Source organism: Streptomyces omiyaensis, assembly GCF_014650895.1.
Classification (GTDB): Bacteria; Actinomycetota; Actinomycetes; order Streptomycetales; family Streptomycetaceae; genus Streptomyces; species Streptomyces omiyaensis.
The window spans coordinates 20,997-38,142 of the sequence record NZ_BMVV01000020.1 but is presented as its reverse complement, the minus strand read 5'-3'; the positions used below and the strand labels follow the sequence as shown (position 1 = coordinate 38,142).

17 protein-coding genes and 1 pseudogene are annotated in these 17,146 nt (G+C 70.0%); 9 read left to right on the top strand and 9 right to left on the bottom strand.

Features of this window, described 5'->3' with window-relative positions; translation table 11 throughout:
- Window positions 1–51: 51 nt before the first annotated feature.
- The 5 genes from IE287_RS27460 to trxA all read left to right on the top strand — a co-directional run bounded on the left by IE287_RS27460 (window position 52) and on the right by trxA (window position 4,936).
- Window positions 52–1,752: a protein kinase family protein gene (locus IE287_RS27460; RefSeq protein ID WP_189851893.1), complete on the top strand. Its 1,701-nt coding sequence runs from the start codon at window positions 52–54 to the stop codon at window positions 1,750–1,752.
- A 27-nt stretch (window positions 1,753–1,779) separates the two neighbouring features.
- Window positions 1,780–2,481 (top strand): RNA polymerase sigma factor SigM, encoded by a 702-nt coding sequence (gene sigM, locus IE287_RS27455; RefSeq protein WP_189851892.1) that lies wholly within the window; start codon window positions 1,780–1,782, stop codon window positions 2,479–2,481.
- Window positions 2,478–3,419, top strand: a complete 942-nt coding sequence (locus tag IE287_RS27450) for an RsmA family anti-sigma factor (RefSeq protein ID WP_189851891.1) — start codon at window positions 2,478–2,480, stop codon at window positions 3,417–3,419. Before sigM ends, IE287_RS27450 begins: the two co-directional genes overlap by 4 nt.
- Before the next feature lie 172 nt (window positions 3,420–3,591).
- Window positions 3,592–4,557 (top strand): thioredoxin-disulfide reductase, encoded by a 966-nt coding sequence (trxB, locus tag IE287_RS27445; protein WP_043222709.1) that lies wholly within the window; start codon window positions 3,592–3,594, stop codon window positions 4,555–4,557.
- Window positions 4,558–4,603: 46 nt separating this feature from the next.
- On the top strand, window positions 4,604–4,936 hold the full coding sequence (gene trxA, locus IE287_RS27440) for a thioredoxin (protein WP_229883779.1): 333 nt from the start codon (window positions 4,604–4,606) through the stop codon (window positions 4,934–4,936).
- A 64-nt stretch (window positions 4,937–5,000) separates the two neighbouring features.
- Here trxA and IE287_RS27435 read toward each other — a convergent pair whose 3' ends face one another.
- The 9 genes from IE287_RS27435 to rpmH all read right to left on the bottom strand — a co-directional run bounded on the left by IE287_RS27435 (window position 5,001) and on the right by rpmH (window position 11,691).
- The gene (locus IE287_RS27435; protein WP_189851890.1) at window positions 5,001–5,618 is read right to left on the bottom strand and encodes a GNAT family N-acetyltransferase; all 618 of its coding nucleotides are present in this window, start codon (window positions 5,616–5,618) and stop codon (window positions 5,001–5,003) included.
- A gap of 165 nt (window positions 5,619–5,783) precedes the next feature.
- Window positions 5,784–6,845, bottom strand: coding sequence for a ParB/RepB/Spo0J family partition protein (locus tag IE287_RS27430; RefSeq protein WP_189851889.1), 1,062 nt, complete (start codon window positions 6,843–6,845; stop codon window positions 5,784–5,786).
- Window positions 6,842–7,921: a ParA family protein gene (locus tag IE287_RS27425; protein WP_189851888.1), complete on the bottom strand. Its 1,080-nt coding sequence runs from the start codon at window positions 7,919–7,921 to the stop codon at window positions 6,842–6,844. Before IE287_RS27425 ends, IE287_RS27430 begins: the two co-directional genes overlap by 4 nt.
- A gap of 238 nt (window positions 7,922–8,159) precedes the next feature.
- A complete protein-coding gene (rsmG, locus tag IE287_RS27420; RefSeq protein ID WP_189851887.1) occupies window positions 8,160–8,876 on the bottom strand; it encodes a 16S rRNA (guanine(527)-N(7))-methyltransferase RsmG in 717 nt (238 codons plus the stop codon).
- A 118-nt stretch (window positions 8,877–8,994) separates the two neighbouring features.
- Entirely contained in the window at window positions 8,995–9,504 is a 510-nt protein-coding gene (locus tag IE287_RS27415) for a Jag family protein (RefSeq protein WP_189851886.1), read from the bottom strand.
- 31 nt (window positions 9,505–9,535) lie between these two features.
- Window positions 9,536–10,834: a membrane protein insertase YidC gene (gene yidC, locus IE287_RS27410; RefSeq protein ID WP_189851885.1), complete on the bottom strand. Its 1,299-nt coding sequence runs from the start codon at window positions 10,832–10,834 to the stop codon at window positions 9,536–9,538.
- 3 nt (window positions 10,835–10,837) lie between these two features.
- Window positions 10,838–11,164 (bottom strand): membrane protein insertion efficiency factor YidD, encoded by a 327-nt coding sequence (gene yidD / locus IE287_RS27405; protein ID WP_030493766.1) that lies wholly within the window; start codon window positions 11,162–11,164, stop codon window positions 10,838–10,840.
- Window positions 11,161–11,532, bottom strand: coding sequence for a ribonuclease P protein component (gene rnpA, locus IE287_RS27400; RefSeq protein ID WP_189851884.1), 372 nt, complete (start codon window positions 11,530–11,532; stop codon window positions 11,161–11,163). The genes yidD and rnpA overlap by 4 nt, the downstream gene beginning before the upstream one ends.
- Before the next feature lie 21 nt (window positions 11,533–11,553).
- Window positions 11,554–11,691 (bottom strand): 50S ribosomal protein L34, encoded by a 138-nt coding sequence (rpmH, locus tag IE287_RS27395; RefSeq protein ID WP_015659252.1) that lies wholly within the window; start codon window positions 11,689–11,691, stop codon window positions 11,554–11,556.
- 270 nt (window positions 11,692–11,961) lie between these two features.
- Here rpmH and IE287_RS39630 point away from each other — a divergent pair.
- The 4 genes and pseudogenes from IE287_RS39630 to gnd all read left to right on the top strand — a co-directional run.
- A pseudogene (locus IE287_RS39630) lies at window positions 11,962–12,117 on the top strand (hypothetical protein); the annotation flags it as partial.
- Window positions 12,048–13,844 (top strand): chromosomal replication initiator protein DnaA, encoded by a 1,797-nt coding sequence (gene dnaA, locus IE287_RS27390; protein WP_189851883.1) that lies wholly within the window; start codon window positions 12,048–12,050, stop codon window positions 13,842–13,844. The pseudogene IE287_RS39630 and the gene dnaA, both read left to right, overlap by 70 nt.
- Before the next feature lie 1,124 nt (window positions 13,845–14,968).
- Window positions 14,969–16,099 (top strand): DNA polymerase III subunit beta, encoded by a 1,131-nt coding sequence (gene dnaN / locus IE287_RS27385; protein ID WP_189851882.1) that lies wholly within the window; start codon window positions 14,969–14,971, stop codon window positions 16,097–16,099.
- 135 nt (window positions 16,100–16,234) lie between these two features.
- Window positions 16,235–17,110 carry a phosphogluconate dehydrogenase (NAD(+)-dependent, decarboxylating) gene (gene gnd, locus IE287_RS27380; protein WP_189851881.1) on the top strand — a complete coding sequence of 292 codons (876 nt, stop codon included), beginning with the start codon at window positions 16,235–16,237 and terminating at the stop codon, window positions 17,108–17,110.
- Window positions 17,111–17,146 lie beyond the last annotated feature (36 nt).

The following is a 17,146-nucleotide window of genomic DNA, read 5'->3' as shown; positions in this document are numbered from 1 at the left end:
ATTGGCTTGGCTGTTGGATGTGGCGCAACGGATGGGGAGGCAGGAACGACGGTGGCGGAACGTAGCACGGCTGCCGTCGACGTGGCCGACAACAGCGGTGACAACCCGCTGACCGCGCAGGCGGACACGGCCGCGACCGACGGGGTGGCGGAAGAACGGAAGACGGCGGAGGAGCCCACCGGGGCCCCCGAGCAGAAGGCGGTCGAACAGAAGAACGGCGAACAGCCCTCCATCACGGCACCAGAGCTGCACAGCGGCCACAAGCTGGCCCGGCGCTACCGGCTGGAGGAATGCGTCACCCGTCTGGACGGCTTCAGCAGCTGGCGGGCCGTCGACGAGAAGCTGCGGCGGGCCGTCGGCGTGCACCTGCTGCCGGCCGACCACCCGCGCGCCCGCTCCGTCCTGGCCGCCGCCCGCTCGGCGGCCCTGCTCGGCGACCCCCGGTTCGTCCAGGTCCTCGACGCCGTCGAGGAGAACGACCTCGTCTACGTGGTCCACGAGTGGCTTCCCGACACCACCGAGCTGACCGCGCTCCTCGCGGACGGGCCGCTCCAGGCCCATGACGCCTACCAGCTGGTCAGCCAGGTGTCCCAGGCGATGGCCGCCGCCCACCGCGAGGGGCTGGCGCACCTGCGCCTCACCCCGAGCGCCGTCCTGCGCAGCTCCACCGGGCAGTACCGGATCCGCGGCCTCGCGGTGAACGCCGCCCTGCGCGGCATCACTTCCGACGGGCCGCAGCGCACCGACACCGAGGCCATCGGCGCCCTCCTCTACGCCGCGCTCACCCAGCGCTGGCCGTACGAGAGCGACGCCTACGGCCTCTCCGGGCTGCCCAAGGGCGTCGGTCTGATCCCGCCGGACCAGGTCCGCGCCGGCGTCCACCGGGGTCTCGCCGAGATCGCCATGCGCGCCCTCGCCAACGACGGGGCTACCGCCTCCCGGCAGGAGCCGCCCTGCACCACTCCGGACGAGCTCGCCAAGGCCGTGGCCGCGATGCCCCGCGTCAAGCCGCCGGAGCCCGAGTTCGTCGCCCCGGTCGAGTACCAGCACCAGCGCACCACGTATCAGCAGGGCACCTACGGACGGCCCCAGCCGCGCCCCATGGCCACCCAGCCGATGCCGGTCCCGCCGGCCCCGCTGGAGAGCCGTACGGGCAAGGCGCTGAAGTGGGCGGTGGGAGCCCTGCTCATCGCCGCCCTGGGTCTGGGCAGCTGGCAGATCGCCGACCGGCTGCTGCCCCGCGACAACCAGACCACCAACAACCCGACCCCGGCGCCGCCGGCCGAGGAGAAGCCCGAGCCCCCGAAGCCGCTCGCCATCACCTCCGCCGACGACTTCGACCCGCCCCCGGGAGGGAACGGCGAGGAGTACCCGGAGTCCGTGGGGATGGCCCACGACGGCGACCCGAGCACCTTCTGGCACACCAAGAACTACAAGAACGCCAAGTTCGGCAACCTGAAGGACGGCGTCGGGATCGTCCTGGACCTGGGTTCCGACAAGAAGGTCAGCGAGGTCGACCTGTCCTTCGTGGGACACACCTCGGTGGAGATCCGCACGGCCCCCGAAGGCGCCTCCACGGCGCCGTCCACGGCCGAGGGGTTCACCACCCAGGCGTCCCAGGCCGGCACCGACGTGAAGCTCCCCCTCACCAAGCCGGTCACGACCCGCTACGTTCTGGTCTGGCTGACGGAGCTGCCTCTCACCGACGGCGAGTTCCGCGGCCAGCTGAGCGAAGTCAAGATCATGGGCTGACGAGCACAGGGGAGGGGGCTGTCACCGTTGAACCGTCCGATAGACGCCACAGACGACCGGGAACTCCTGGCGCGTCACGTCGCCGGGGACCCGGACGCCTTCGGTGAGCTCGTACGGCGCCACCGCGACCGGCTGTGGGCGGTGGCGCTCCGGACCCTGGGGGACCGGGAGGAGGCGGCGGACGCCGTCCAGGACGCCCTCCTCTCGGCCTTCCGCGCCGCCCACACCTTCCGGGGCCAGTCGGCCGTCACGACCTGGCTCCACCGCATCACCGTGAACGCCTGTCTGGACCGCCTCCGGAAGACCGCCACCCGGCGGACCTCGCCCGTCGACGACACCGCCCGGTTCGAGCAGCTCCTCGAACCGCACGAGTCCGCCGAGGCGCCCGCCGAACGCCAGGACCTCCACCGGCAGCTGCTCGCCGCACTCGCCACCCTCGCCCCCGACCAGCGCGCCGCCCTCGTCCTCGTCGACATGCAGGGATACCCGGTCGCCGAGGCGGCCCGTATCCTCGGCGTTCCCACCGGCACCGTGAAGAGCCGTTGTGCACGCGGCCGGGCCCGGCTGCTGCCGATGCTCACTCATCTGCGCGCCGACACCGTGGGTAACGAGGCTCCCGAAGGGGGAAGGAACCGGACGCCGGGGGCATCCGTCCCACCGGTGTCGGAGCCGACGGAAACCGGACCGACTGATCCAGCTGCTGTGAAGGGCGGAGGTGGGCGCGCGTGACCACGACCGACAAGGCCGACACCGCACAGCACCCGGACGTCTCGGAGATCTCCGACCTGACCGAGGGGCTGCTCTCACCGAGCCGGTCCGCGGCCGTCCGCAGGCACCTCGACGGCTGTCCGCTCTGTGCCGACGTCCGGAGCTCCCTGGAAGAGATCCGCGGACTCCTGGGCACCCTGCCGGGACCGCCTCGCATGCCCGCCGAGATCGCCGGCCGGATCGACGCCGCCCTCGCCGCCGAAGCACTGCTCGACGCCACCGCCCCCGACTCCGCCCACCGTGTTTCACGTGAAACGGCGGCGGCCGCGGACGACGCCGTTTCACGTGAAACGGCCCACTCGACCTCCACCCGCTCCGGCAGCGCCCGCACGGCGGCCTCCAGCCGCCCCCAGGGCCGCCCCGGCGGGGCCACCGGGCCCGGACGGGGCGGGACGCGTCACCGCGGCCGGATCGCCCTCCTCTCGGGCCTCGCGGGGACGCTGGTCGCCGTGGTCTGCGCCTACAGCCTGTACGCCGTCACCCAGAACGGTTCCTCGACGACGCACGGCGTCGCGGCCGACGCCCCCGTGAGCGCACCCGTCGGCGCCTTCTCCGGCGAGCCGGTCGAGGACAGGGTCGCCCAGCTGCTCTCCGGCGATGCCGCCCTGACGCCCAAGGGCGACCAGCCCGAATCGCTCTCGGCGGAGGAGACGGGCAGGGTGGGAACCGCCCAGCGGAACAGCGACACCGCCCTCCCGAGCTGCGTCCTCGCGGGCACCGGACGCCAGGACACCGTCCTCGCCTCCGAGCGCGGCGAGTACGAGGGCGTCTCCGCGTATCTGCTCGTCCTCCCCGACCGGGCCGACGGCAACCGCGTCCAGGCCTACGTCGTGGACGCCTCCTGCAGCGGTGACACCCCGGCGAAGCTGCTGCAGAGCGCCTCCTATCCGAAGCCCTGAGCGCTCCCCCGCCTCACTCGCGTCTCACCGTCCGTCTCATCCTCCGTCTCACGCACGTGCCGCGCGGCGCCCTCGGGAATGCTCGCCCCTTAGGATCCGTTGGGTGGGGTGAGAGTGACCGAGACACCACCCCGTAGGCAGTAGGCAGTCTGCAGAGACGAGGAAGAAACCCGTGAGCGACGTCCGTAATGTGATCATCATCGGCTCCGGGCCCGCGGGTTACACCGCTGCGCTCTACACGGCCCGAGCGTCGCTGAACCCGCTGGTCTTCGAGGGTGCCGTCACCGCCGGTGGCGCGCTGATGAACACCACCGAGGTCGAGAACTTCCCCGGCTTCCGCGACGGCATCATGGGCCCTGACCTCATGGACAACATGCGGGCGCAGGCCGAGCGCTTCGGCGCCGAGCTCGTCCCGGACGACATCGTCGCCGTGGACCTCACGGGCGAGATCAAGACCGTCACGGACACCGCCGGCACCGTGCACCGCGCCAAGGCCGTCATCGTCACCACCGGCTCGCAGCACCGCAAGCTCGGCCTGCCCAACGAGGACACTCTCTCCGGTCGCGGTGTCTCCTGGTGCGCCACCTGCGACGGCTTCTTCTTCAAGGACCAGGACATCGCCGTCGTCGGCGGCGGCGACACCGCGATCGAGGAGGCGACCTTCCTCTCGCGCTTCGCCAAGTCGGTGACCATCGTCCACCGCCGTGACACCCTGCGCGCCTCCAAGGCGATGCAGGAGCGCGCCTTCGCCGACCCGAAGATCAAGTTCGCCTGGGACAACGAGGTCGCCGAGATCCACGGCGACCAGAAGCTCTCCGGTCTGACCCTGCGGAACACGAAGACGGGCGAGACCAGCGAACTGCCGGTCACCGGCCTCTTCATCGCCGTGGGCCACGACCCGCGCACCGAGCTCTTCAAGGGCCAGCTGGAGCTCGACGCGGAGGGCTACCTCAAGGTCGCCGCCCCGTCGACCCGCACCAACCTGACGGGTGTCTTCGGCGCCGGTGACGTCGTCGACCACACCTACCGCCAGGCCATCACGGCCGCCGGTACCGGATGCTCCGCCGCGCTCGACGCCGAGCGCTTCCTGGCCGCGCTCGCCGACAGCGAGAAGCTGGCCGAGACCCCCGCGGTCTGAACCGAACTCCTCCCACCCCACACCCCGCGAAGTTAAGGAGACCGCCGTGGCCGGCGCCCTGAAGAACGTGACCGACGCTTCCTTCGAAGAGGACGTCCTCAACAGCGAGAAGCCCGTCCTGGTGGACTTCTGGGCTGCCTGGTGCGGCCCGTGCCGTCAGATCGCCCCCTCGCTGGAGGCCATCGCCGCCGAGCACGGCGAGATCGAGATCGTGAAGCTCAACATCGACGAGAACCCGGCCACGGCCGCCAAGTACGGCGTCATGTCCATCCCGACGCTGAACGTGTACCAGGGCGGCGAGGTCGTGAAGACCATCGTCGGCGCCAAGCCGAAGGCCGCGATCGTGCGCGACCTGGAGCCCTTCCTCGGCGCGAAGTGACCCCTCGCTGTTTCACGTGAAACGGCCCGCCCCCTGAGGGGCGGGCCGTTCTCCGTTCCCGGACTCACAGCGGCCTGAGCGCCGGTTCCTTCTGCACCGCCCCGAGCAGCCGGTCCAGGGCCATCTCGACGTCCTCCTTCCAGGAGAGCGTCGTCCGCAGCTCCAGGCGGAGCCGTGGGAAGGCGGGGTGCGGGCGTACGGTCTTGAAGCCGACGGCGAGCAGGTGGTCGGCCGGCAGCACACAGGCCGGTTCCTTCCACCGGGCGTCACCGAAGGCCTCGATCGCCTTGAAGCCCCGCCGGAGGACGTCCTTCGCCACCGTCTGCACCATCACCCGGCCCAGTCCCTGGCCCTGGTACTCCGGCATGATCCAGGCCGTCATCAGCTGGACGGCATCAGCCGCCACCGGGCTCGTGGGAAAGGCCGTCGCCCGCGGCACATAGGCCGGGGGAGCGTAGAGCACATAGCCGACCGGCACGTCGTCCACGTAGACGACCCTGCCGCAGGACCCCCACTCCAGCAGGACGGCGGAGATCCACGCCTCCTTCTCCACCTCCGCGCGGCCCGCCTTCACGGCGGCCTCCCCGCTCACCGGATCGAGCTCCCAGAAGACGCAGGAGCGGCAGCGCTTCGGGAGGTGCGGAAGATTGTCCAGCGTGAGCGGTACGAGCCGACGCCCCACGGCTGCCCCTCGCTTCCCTGGCCGTCGAACGACCACCGAGCACGAATACGGCTCTCGGAATCGTATCCACCAGGGTATCCGTGCGACACCGCACACAGGCAAAGGGCGGGCCCGCTCCGATGACGTACGGAACGTGACCCGCCCTCCGGGAACTGCCGGGAAGCGTCAGGACGACGCGTCGTCCTGGTCGGCCTTCAGCTGCTCCATGATCTTGCTCTCGCCGGGGGCCAGCGTCGTGAGGATCCGGTCGAGGTCCTCCACCGAGGCGAACTCGACGACGATCTTGCCCTTCTGCTGCCCCAGGTCGACCTTCACCCGCGTCTCGAAACGGTCCGAGAGGCGCGTGGCCAGGTCGGAGAAGACCGGCGAGACCCGGGCGCCCGCCCGGGGCTTCCGCGCCTTCACCGCGGCGGTCTCCTCGGAGCCCATGAGCTTCACGATCTCCTCGACCGTGCGCACCGACAGGCCCTCGGCGACGATCCGGTACGCCAGCTGGTCCTGGGCCTCCGGATCCTCCACCCCGAGCAGGGCACGGGCGTGACCGGCGGAGATCACCCCGGCGGCGACCCGGCGCTGGACCGGCGGGGAGAGCCGCAGGAGCCGCAGGGTGTTGGAGACCTGGGGACGCGAGCGCCCGATCCGGTCCGCGAGCTGGTCGTGGGTGCAGCCGAAGTCCGTGAGCAGCTGCTCGTAGGCGAAGGCCTCCTCCAGCGGGTTCAGCTGCGCCCGGTGGAGGTTCTCCAGGAGCGCGTCCAGGAGCATCTTCTCGTCGTCGGTGGCCCGGACGATCGCGGGGATCGTCTCCAGACCGGCCTCGCGGCAGGCACGCCAGCGCCGCTCGCCCATGATCAGCTCGTACGCACCGTCACCGGTCTCGGCCTTCCGGACGACCACGGGCTGGAGCAGACCCACCTCCTTGATGGAGGTGACGAGCTCGGCGAGGGCTTCGTCGTCGAAGACCGTACGAGGCTGCTGCTTGTTGGGCGTGATGGCGTCGAGGGCGATCTCGGTGAAGTACGCGCCCGCGACCAGCGCCGGCTCGGGCTCCACGGGGACGGCCGGCGTCACCGACTCGGAGTGCGGGGTGCTCTGGGGGAACAGGCGTGCCGCGCCGCTCCCGGGGAGCGTGGAGACGGCGCCGGCCTCCGGCGTCTCCTGGTCCTGCGGGGCACCGGCGAACAGCGCGCCGAGCCCTCGCGGCCCCAGTCCCCTACGTCGGTCGCTCACTGAAGTTCCTCCGCCATGCTGTGCTGGTTGTTCTGGTGCCCCACACGGCCGTGCTGCTGGGGCTCGTAGTGGAGGGAGACGCCTCGGAAGGCGATCTCGCGGGCCGCCTCGATGTACGACAGGGCTCCACTGGAACCGGGATCGTAGGTGATCACGGTCTGGCCGTAGCTCGGTGCCTCGGAGATGCGGACGGACCGCGGGATGCTGGTCCGGAGCACCTCCTGTCCGAAGTGGGTGCGGACCTCCTCGGCGACCTGCGAGGCGAGCCGGGTCCGGCCGTCGTACATGGTCAGCAGGATCGTCGAGACGTGCAGCGTCTGGTTGAGGTGCCCGCGGACCAGGTCGACGTTCTTCAGGAGCTGCCCGAGGCCCTCCAGCGCGTAGTACTCGCACTGGATCGGGATGAGCACCTCGGCACCCGCCACCAGGGCGTTCACCGAGAGCAGGCCGAGGGACGGCGGGCAGTCGATCAGGACGTAGTCGAGCGGCTGCTCGTAGGCCTGGATCGCCCGCTGGAGGCGGCTCTCGCGCGCCACCATCGACACCAGCTCGATCTCCGCACCGGCGAGATCGATCGTGGCCGGGGCGCAGAAGAGGCCTTCGACGTCCAGAACGGGCTGGACCACTTCGGAGAGCGGCCGGCTGTCGACGAGGACGTCGTAGATCGAGGGCACGTCGGCGTGGTGGTCGATGCCCAGGGCCGTGGAGGCGTTGCCCTGTGGATCCAGGTCGATGACGAGGACCCGGGCACCGTGCAGCGCCAGGGACGCGGCCAGATTGACGGTCGTGGTCGTCTTGCCCACGCCGCCCTTCTGGTTGGCCACCACCATGATGCGGGTCTGCTCGGGACGGGGAAGCCCCTCCCCTGCTCGACCCAGGGCCTCTACGGCCAGCTGGGCAGCACGACCAATGGGGGTGTCGTCCATCGGGGGCAGCGTTTCACGTGAAACATCTTCCCCTGCCGATTCGGTTCGGGGACCGGGGACCGGATCGGTCATCGGTCCCGCGATGTTGGCGTCGGACCGCAAGGATTCACTCTCCTCGGCATCAAGCTCGCGATGGGAAGAGCCTGCCATGCCTTCGGGGTCCGGAACCAGCGAGGTCGGTGGTTCTGTGGGTGAATCCACCTCGGTGGAAAACTCCGTAACCCTCGCGGGTGGCTTCACACGGGGTCTGCGGTCCCGGGGGGTTGCGGCTGCGCGCCCGCGGCTGATGATCCCCTGGAGCAGTGAGCGACGTTTCACGTGAAACACGATGCCCCTGCGGCCCTTCCGGGACCGTCCGACACTCCGTGAAAGCGGACGAATGCGACGCTCAGCGGCGCCGACGGGTCTTGCTCGTCCGCGCGGCCTTGGCCCGCTTGGCCGCGAAGCGCACACCACCGGGGCTCTCGCCGACCTCGACCCGCACCACCGTGGACATCGGATCGACGATGCCCTCGCCGACGTGGTGCACCGAGGTCTCCACCACACCCAGCTTCGAGAGCGCGGCACGCGCCCCGTCGAGCTCCTCCTGCGCGGTGTCCCCCTTCAGCAGGAGCATCTCACCGTAGGGGCGGAGCAGGGGCACGCCCCAGCCGGCCAGCCGGTCGAGAGGAGCCACGGCACGGGCGGTCACGACGTGGACCGGCGGGAACTTGCCGAGCATCTCCTCGGCGCGGCCGCGCACCACGGTCACGTGGTCGAGGCCGAGCAGCTCCACGACTTCCTGGAGGAAGTTGATCCGGCGCAGAAGCGGCTCCAGGAGCGTGATCTTCAGGTCCGGACGCACCAGGGCGAGCGGGATGCCGGGCAGACCGGCCCCGGAGCCGACGTCGCAGACCGTGACGCCCTCGGGCACGACCTCGGAGAGCACCGCGCAGTTCAGCAGATGGCGCTCCCACAGCCGCGGGACCTCACGGGGGCCGATGAGCCCACGCTTCACACCGGCGTCCGCGAGCAGCTCCGCGTACCGCACGGCCTCGGGGAAGTACTCGCCGAAGACTTTCCGTGCCTGCTCCGGCGCCTCGGGGAGCTCCGCTGCCTCCGTCACGGGGACCGTCCTTCCGTACCGCACGGATACCGTGCGAGCGCACTGTGGTGGCTGAACTATCAGGCTGACAAAGATCGGCCCCGTCTGCGAACAGACGGGGCCGACGCGAGGAGAGGGGTCAGGCAGGGAGGACGACGACGAAGCGCTGCGGCTCCTCGCCTTCGGACTCGCTGCGCAGACCGGCGGCGGCGACCGCGTCGTGCACGACCTTGCGCTCGAACGGGGTCATCGGGTCCAGCTTGACCGGCTGACCGGTGGACTTCACCTCGTCCGCGGCCTTGGCGCCGATCTGGGCCAGCTCCGTGCGCTTCTGCGCGCGGAACCCGGCGATGTCGAGCATCAGACGGCTGCGGTCACCGGTCTCCCGGTGCACGGCCAGGCGGGTCAGCTCCTGGAGCGCCTCCAGGACCTCGCCGTCCCGGCCCACGAGCTTCTGCAGATCACGACCGCCGGAGTCGCTGATGATCGAGACCGCGGCCCGGTCCGCCTCGACGTCCATGTCGATGTCGCCGTCGAGGTCGGCGATGTCGAGCAGGCCCTCAAGGTAGTCGGCCGCGATCTCACCCTCCTGCTCCAGGCGGGTCAGGGTGTCGCCACCCTCGGCGGCGGAGGTGGTGCCTTCCGTCACGGATGGACTCCTTCTAGATACGTGGACGCTTCTACTTCTTGGAGGACGGGTGCTTGGGCCGCTGCTGGCCCTTGCGCTGGCGGTTGCCGGAGCTGGCGCGGCTGCGGCCGCCGGCCTGGGCACCGCCCTTGGCGGGCGTCTCGGGCTTCTTCTCCAGCGAGGTCTTCGGCGCGGCGTCCTGGGCGGTCTCGCCCGCGGACTCCTCGGCCGTCTCCACGACGGCTTCGTCGGCCTCGTCGTGCTTGGCCTGCTGACCGCCGGCCTGGCGCTGGGCCTTGCTCTGGCGCTTGGGCTGCTGCCGCTTGGGGGCGGCGATGCCCTCGGCCTCGGCGACGGCGGCGTCGCTCTTCACCACGGTGCCGTCGGCCTGGGCGGCGAAGCCGGCCTTGGCGAGACCGCCGATGAAGCGGCGCTCGTTCTCGTTGCGGTCGGAGCCCTTGGCGACGATCGCCTTGACGACGGCCTTGTGGCGACGGCTGCGGATCTCACCGTGGTGCGTGACGCTCTTCAGCAGGCGCTGGAGGTAGGAGTCCTGCGCCTTGCTGCCCGGGGTCGGGTTCTGGTTGATCACGTACATCTGCTGGCCCATGGTCCACACGTTGGTGGTCAGCCAGTAGACGAGGACACCGACGGGGAAGTTGATGCCCATGACCGCGAAGATCACCGGGAAGATGTACATGAGCATCTTCTGCTGCTGCATGTACGGGGTCTTCACCGAGAGGTCGACGTTCTTCATCATCAGCTGGCGCTGGGTGAAGAACTGCGAGGCCGACATCAGGACGATCATGATCGCGGTGACGATGCGGACGTCGGTCAGCGAGGCGCCGAGGGCCGCGACGGCCTCGGGGGAGTCCATGAACTTCGAGGCGATCGGAGCGCCGAAGATGTGCGCCTCGCGGGCGCTGTTGACCAGGTCCTGGTTGAGGACACCGATCTCCTTGCCCGACGCGATGTTGGACAGCACGTGGTACAGGGCGAAGAAGAACGGCGACTGGGCGAGGATGGGAAGGCACGAGGAGAGCGGGTTGGTGCCCGTCTCCTTGTACAGCTTCATCATCTCTTCGGACTGACGCTGCTTGTCGCTCTTGTAGCGCTCCTGGATCGCCTTCATCTTCGGCTGGAGCGCCTGCATGTTCCGCGTCGCCTTGATCTGCTTCACGAAGAGCGGGATCAGCGCGATACGGATCAGCACCACGAGGGACACGATCGACAGGCCCCAGGCCCAGCCCGTGTCGGGGCCGAAGACGGCCCCGTACAGCTTGTGGAACTGGACGATGACCCAGGAAACGGGCCAGGTGATGAAGCTGAACAGACTGGCAATCGTGTCCACTAATCAGGCTCCTTGAGCATTGGGCGAGGTCTCTGCGGCCGGGCTCGTCTCGGCGGAGATCCCGCCCTTGTCGCCGCGCAGCGCGTTCCTGAGCATCTCGTGCCAGCGCGGACGCTTACGCGGGGGGACATGGTCCACTCCGCCGGGCGACCACGGGTTGCACCGCAGGATGCGCCAGGCGGTCAGGGCGATGCCCTTGATCGCGCCATGCCGGTCTATGGCCGTGAATCCGTAGTGGGAACACGACGGGTAGTACCGGCAGACGTCGCCCAGAAGAGGGCTGATCGTCCACTGGTACAGCTTGATGAGGGCGAGGAACGGGTACTTCATCGCGTACCCCCTCCCAGCAGCCGCTGGAGGGCGGCGTCCAGGTCGCGGGCCAGGTGGGCGTGGTCGGCGTCACCGGCTCCGGGCAACGCCCGTACGACCACCAGGCTACCGGGGGGCAGCGCGGACAGCCGGTCGCGGACGAGGTGGCGCAGACGACGCTTCACCTGGTTGCGGACGACCGCACCGCCCACGGCCTTGCTCACGACGAAACCCGCACGCGCCGGAGGAGCGCTCTCCCCAGGCGCGTGCGGGTCCGTGGCACCGCTACGCAGGTGGACGACGAGGAGTGGGCGACCGGCCCGGCGTCCTCGACGTACCGCGGTTGCGAAGTCCTCGCGCCGCCTCAGCCGATTCTCGGTAGGCAGCACGTCATGACCTGTTTAGGTGGATCAGGCGGACAGGCTCGCGCGACCCTTGGCGCGGCGGTTCGCCAGAATGGCGCGGCCGGCACGGGTACGCATGCGCAGGCGGAAGCCGTGGGTCTTCGCACGACGACGGTTGTTCGGCTGGAAGGTGCGCTTGCTCACTCGGGGGCTCCAGAAATGATTCGGGTGGTGGCGGGACATCGCCTGGCTGTCACCGTGCGCCCACGAGTAGCTCGCATACGCTCGAGTGCACCGCTACGCGATCACTTACGTGATCTTTGCCCATCGGAGGCAGGCGGCAGCAGCCATCGACAACTCGACCTGGTTACGGTACGCGCGGTTACGCCATCCGGTCAAACCGACCCGTCGTAGGGGTCCTTTGTGCACAGGCTGTGGACAACAACTTGAACCACGTCAGCCGCCGCGACTACCGTGGCTGGACTCGACTGTCTCTTCCGTTCTGTTCCTATCGTCCCGAGAACCACACCATTCGTGGGACCTGCGAGAAAGCGTGCCCCGTGGCTGACGTTCCTGCCGATCTTGCCGCAGTGTGGCCACGCGTGCTCGACCAGCTGCTCGGAGAAGGACAGCAGGGCATCGAGCCCAAGGACAAACAGTGGATCGAGCGCTGCCAGCCGCTGGCACTGGTCGCCGACACCGCGCTGCTCGCCGTCCCCAACGAATGGGGCAAGCGGGTGCTGGAGGGCCGGCTGGCCCCGCTGATCAGCGAGACCCTCAGCCGCGAGTGCGGCCGCCCGATCCGGATCGCGATCACCGTCGACGACTCCGTCGGCGAGCCGCCCCCCGTGCCCTCCGCCGGCCGGCCGCCGCAGCCCCGCTACGAGGAGCGCCCGCAGCCCGATCCGTACGAGAAGTACGACGCCTACGGGCACCGCGCGCTGCCCGACGACGGACTGCCCGCCGCTCGGCCGGCCTATCCGGACTACCAGCAGCCCCCCCGCCCCGAGCCGGGCGCCTGGCCGCGGTCCCAGGAGGACCTCTCCTGGCAGCAGCCGCGCCTCGGCGGTTTCCCCGAGCGCGCCCCGTACACCGGCCCGGCCGCCTCCGAGCCGTCCGGGCGTCCGCGCTACGACGAGCCCTCCCGCGGCTACGAGCAGGCGCAGCGGCCCGAGCGCGCCGAGCTGCCCGAGCCTCCCGGGGCCGGTCCGCGCCCCGGTCCCGGCGGCGGCCAGGGGGTCGGGCCCGGCCTCGGCCAGGGCTCCCCGGGCGGTACCGGCGCGGGCGGCGGCTCCGGTGCCGGATCCGGCGGGCCCGGCGAGCAGCACGCGCGGCTGAACCCGCGGTACCTCTTCGACACCTTCGTGATCGGTTCCTCGAACCGCTTCGCGCACGCGGCCGCGGTCGCGGTGGCCGAGGCGCCCGCGAAGGCCTACAACCCCCTCTTCATCTACGGGGAGTCGGGGCTCGGCAAGACGCACCTGCTGCACGCCATCGGACACTACGCGCGGAGCCTCTACCCCGGCACGCGCGTGCGGTACGTGAGCTCGGAGGAGTTCACCAACGAGTTCATCAACTCGATCCGCGACGGCAAGGGCGACGCCTTCCGCAAGCGCTACCGCGACGTGGACATCCTGCTCGTCGACGACATCCAGTTCCTCGCGAGCAAGGAGTCGACGCAGGAGGAGTTCTTCCACACCTTCAACACGCTGCACAACGCGAACAAGCAGATCGTGCTCTCCTCCGACCGGCCGCCCCGGCAGCTGGTGACCCTGGAGGACCGGCTGCGGAACCGCTTCGAGTGGGGACTCACCACCGACGTGCAGCCGCCCGAGCTGGAGACGCGCATCGCGATCCTCCGCAAGAAGGCGGTGCAGGAGCAGCTGAACGCCCCGCCGGAGGTGCTGGAGTTCATCGCCTCCCGGATCTCGCGGAACATCCGCGAGCTGGAGGGCGCGCTGATCCGGGTGACGGCCTTCGCGAGCCTCAACCGGCAGCCGGTGGACCTGGGGCTGACCGAGGTCGTCCTCAAGGACCTGATCCCGGGCGGCGAGGACTCGTCGCCGGAGATCACGGCGCCGGCCATCATGGCCGCCACGGCCGACTACTTCGGGCTCACCGTGGAGGACCTCTGCGGTTCCTCCCGCAGCCGCGTCCTGGTGACGGCCCGCCAGATCGCCATGTACCTGTGCCGGGAGCTGACGGACCTGTCGCTGCCGAAGATCGGCGCGCAGTTCGGCGGCCGCGACCACACGACGGTGATGCACGCGGACCGGAAGATCCGGGCCCTGATGGCGGAGCGGCGCTCCATCTACAACCAGGTCACCGAACTGACCAACCGCATCAAGAACGGCTGACGGCAGCTCCGTTCGGTGGTCCACAGGCATCCGTACGGACCGCGCACGGACCACGGAACACGTGCACAGGCACCACGGAACACGTGCACAGGCTGTGCACGGGCTCGCACGCGACTCTCGCGCGGACCGCGCGGACCGCGCACAGCCTGTGTACGGCTTTCGAGGGCGCTCCGGGACACCTCCCGGGGCGCCCTTCGGCGTTCCCCGGCGGCTGTCCGGCGGCCGTCGGGGGACTGTCAGGGGGCTGTCGGACGACGGTCCGGCAGCGTGCGGAAGGCCGGTTCGGGGTGGGGTGGAAGACCGTCCCGGGACGCGCGGAAGCCTGTTCCGTGGCGCGGGGGAGGCCGTTCGGAAGCGAGCGGGAGGCCGTTCCGGTGGCGCGCGGGTGCCAGGCCGCGGAGGTCCGTGTTCGATTGCTCCGCTCCGGTGGCGGGTTCTCCACAGATTGCGGGATGATCTCCCGTCCACAGGGTGGGGACTGCCGAGTTATCCGGAACGTGTCCACAGGGCCGGTGGGCGAGGGTCCATCGCTCCAGCTCACGGGGGTGTGGATTTGTTGGCAACCAGTTTCCACAGGCTGTGGATGAATCTTTCGTCCACAGGGACCCCAGAGAGTTGTCCACTGGCTGCCCACAGGGAGGAGTCGGTTGCCCACAGCTTCTCCACACCGCTGTCCACTGTTCGGCAACAAAACACCCCTGTTCACCGGCCAGAGTGAAAGGCGTCACACCAAGGGAGACGTTTGGGCTGTGGGGAACCTGGGGAAAGCTGGGGACAGCACTGGGGAGAACTCCCCCTTGCCTGTGTACCGGGTGTGCAGAACTTTCGGGCGTCCACAGAGAACCCTGGTTTTCCACGGGTTCCACCCACAGGGTCGGTGGACAAAAAACTGGGCCTGACCTGCGCGGACGACGTTATCCACGGTTTCCACAGGCCCTACTACTACTTCCACTCATAGTTAGCCCGGGAATCGCTTTGAAGCGGGGCCTGTGTACAACTCGGCGCCGGAGCCCCGACCCGCTCTCGTCACGACTTGACCCCGAGCCGCACCGAGTGTCGGCGGCGTACGTCAGACTGGATCCCGCAGTCGACGAAGAGCCAGCAACAAGCAGGAGGCGGTTCCGGTGAAGATCCGGGTGGAGCGCGATGTACTCGCGGAGGCGGTGGCGTGGGTGGCTCGCAGCCTTCCGGCCCGTCCGCCGGCGCCCGTTCTCGCGGGCCTTCTGCTGAAGGCCGAGGACGGCGCGCTGAGCTTCTCGAGCTTCGACTACGAGGTCTCCGCCCGCGTCTCCGTCGAGGCCGAGGTCGAGGAGGACGGCACCGTCCTCGTCTCCGGCCGCCTCCTCGCCGACATCTGCCGCGCCCTCCCCAACCGTCCGGTGGAGATCTCCACAGACGGTGTACGGGCGACCGTGGTCTGCGGCTCCTCCCGCTTCACCCTCCACACCCTTCCTGTGGAGGAGTACCCGGCGCTGCCGGAGATGCCCACCGCGACCGGCACCGTCCCCGGTGAGGTCTTCGCCGCCGCCGCCGCCCAGGTGGCCATCGCCGCCGGCCGCGACGACACGCTGCCGGTACTCACCGGTGTGCGCATCGAGATCGAGGGCGACACCGTCACCCTCGCCTCCACCGACCGCTACCGCTTCGCGGTCCGCGAGTTCCTGTGGAAGCCGGAGGCCCCGGACGCCTCCGCGGTCGCCCTGGTGCCCGCCAAGACGCTCCTGGACACCGCCAAGGCGCTCACCAGCGGCGACACCGTCACGCTGGCGCTCTCCGGCTCCGGCAAGGGCGAGGGCCTGATCGGCTTCGAGGGCGCGGGCCGCCGCACCACCACCCGCCTCCTGGAGGGCGACCTCCCGAAGTACCGGACGCTCTTCCCCACCGAGTTCAACTCGGTCGCGGTGATCGAGACCGCCCCCTTCGTGGAGGCCGTCAAGCGCGTGGCCCTGGTGGCCGAGCGCAACACGCCGGTCCGCCTCAGCTTCGAGCAGGGCGTGCTCATCCTGGAGGCCGGCTCCAGCGACGACGCACAGGCTGTGGAGCGCGTCGACGCGCAGCTGGACGGCGACGACATCTCGATCGCCTTCAACCCGACCTTCCTGCTGGACGGCCTGAGCGCGATCGACTCCCCGGTCGCCCAGCTCTCCTTCACGACCTCCACCAAGCCGGCGCTCCTCAGCGGCCGCCCGGCCGTGGACGCCGAGGCGGACGAGGCCTACAAGTACCTGATCATGCCGGTGCGGCTGAGCGGCTGACGTCCGGCTCTGCCGAGCGGCTGACCTGCGCGCGGGGGCGTCGACTGAGCGGCTGACCCCACAGGTGTGCGGCCGGGTCCGGGCGTAGGCTCGGACCCGGGTAGGAACCGCACACGACGCTTAAGGAACACTCTGATGGAGCTCGGTCTCGTCGGTCTCGGCAAGATGGGCGGCAACATGCGCGAGCGCATCCGCCGCGCAGGCCACACCGTCATCGGATACGACCGCAACCCGGACCTCGCCGATGTCCACAGCCTCGAAGAGCTTGTGGGCAAGCTCAAGGCTCCGCGGGTCGTGTGGGTCATGGTCCCCGCGGGTGCGGCGACCCAGTCCACCATCGACGAGCTGGCGGAGCTGCTCTCCCCCGGCGACGTGGTCGTGGACGGCGGCAACTCCCGCTGGACCGACGACGAGAAGCACGCCGAGGAGCTCGCCGCCAAGGGCATCGGCTTCGTCGACTGCGGTGTCTCCGGCGGCGTCTGGGGCCTGGAGAACGGCTACGCGCTGATGTACGGCGGCGACGCCGAGAACGTGGCGAAGGTCCAGCCGGTCCTCGACGCGCTCAAGCCCGAGGGCCCGTACGGTGCCGTCCACGCCGGCAAGGTCGGCGCCGGCCACTTCGCGAAGATGGTCCACAACGGCATCGAGTACGCGATGATGCAGGCCTACGCCGAGGGCTGGGAGCTGCTGGAGAAGGTCGACTCCGTGGAGAACGTCCGCGAGATCTTCCGCTCCTGGCAGGAGGGCACGGTCATCCGCTCCTGGCTGCTCGACCTCGCGGTCAACGCCCTCGACGAGGACGAGCACCTCGACCAGCTGCGCGGCTACGCGTCGGACTCCGGCGAGGGCCGGTGGACCGTCGAGGCCGCCATCGACAACGCCGTCCCGCTGCCGGCGATCACCGCGTCGCTCTTCGCGCGGTTCGCGTCCCGGCAGGACGACTCCCCGCAGATGAAGATGATCGCCGCGCTGCGCAACCAGTTCGGCGGCCACGCGGTCGAGAAGAAGTAGCAATCCACAGGCTGTGCACCGTCCGGTGCACAGCGA

What these genes read in the sequence shown, in the direction of transcription:
- IE287_RS27425 (WP_189851888.1), bottom strand. Translation starts at nt 7,921, where the DNA reads ATGGCAGGCTCTTCCCATCGCGAGCTTGATGCCGAGGAGAGTGAATCC.
- yidD (WP_030493766.1), bottom strand. Translation starts at nt 11,164, where the DNA reads ATGAAGTACCCGTTCCTCGCCCTCATCAAGCTGTACCAGTGGACGATC.
- gnd (WP_189851881.1), top strand. Translation starts at nt 16,235, where the DNA reads ATGGAGCTCGGTCTCGTCGGTCTCGGCAAGATGGGCGGCAACATGCGC.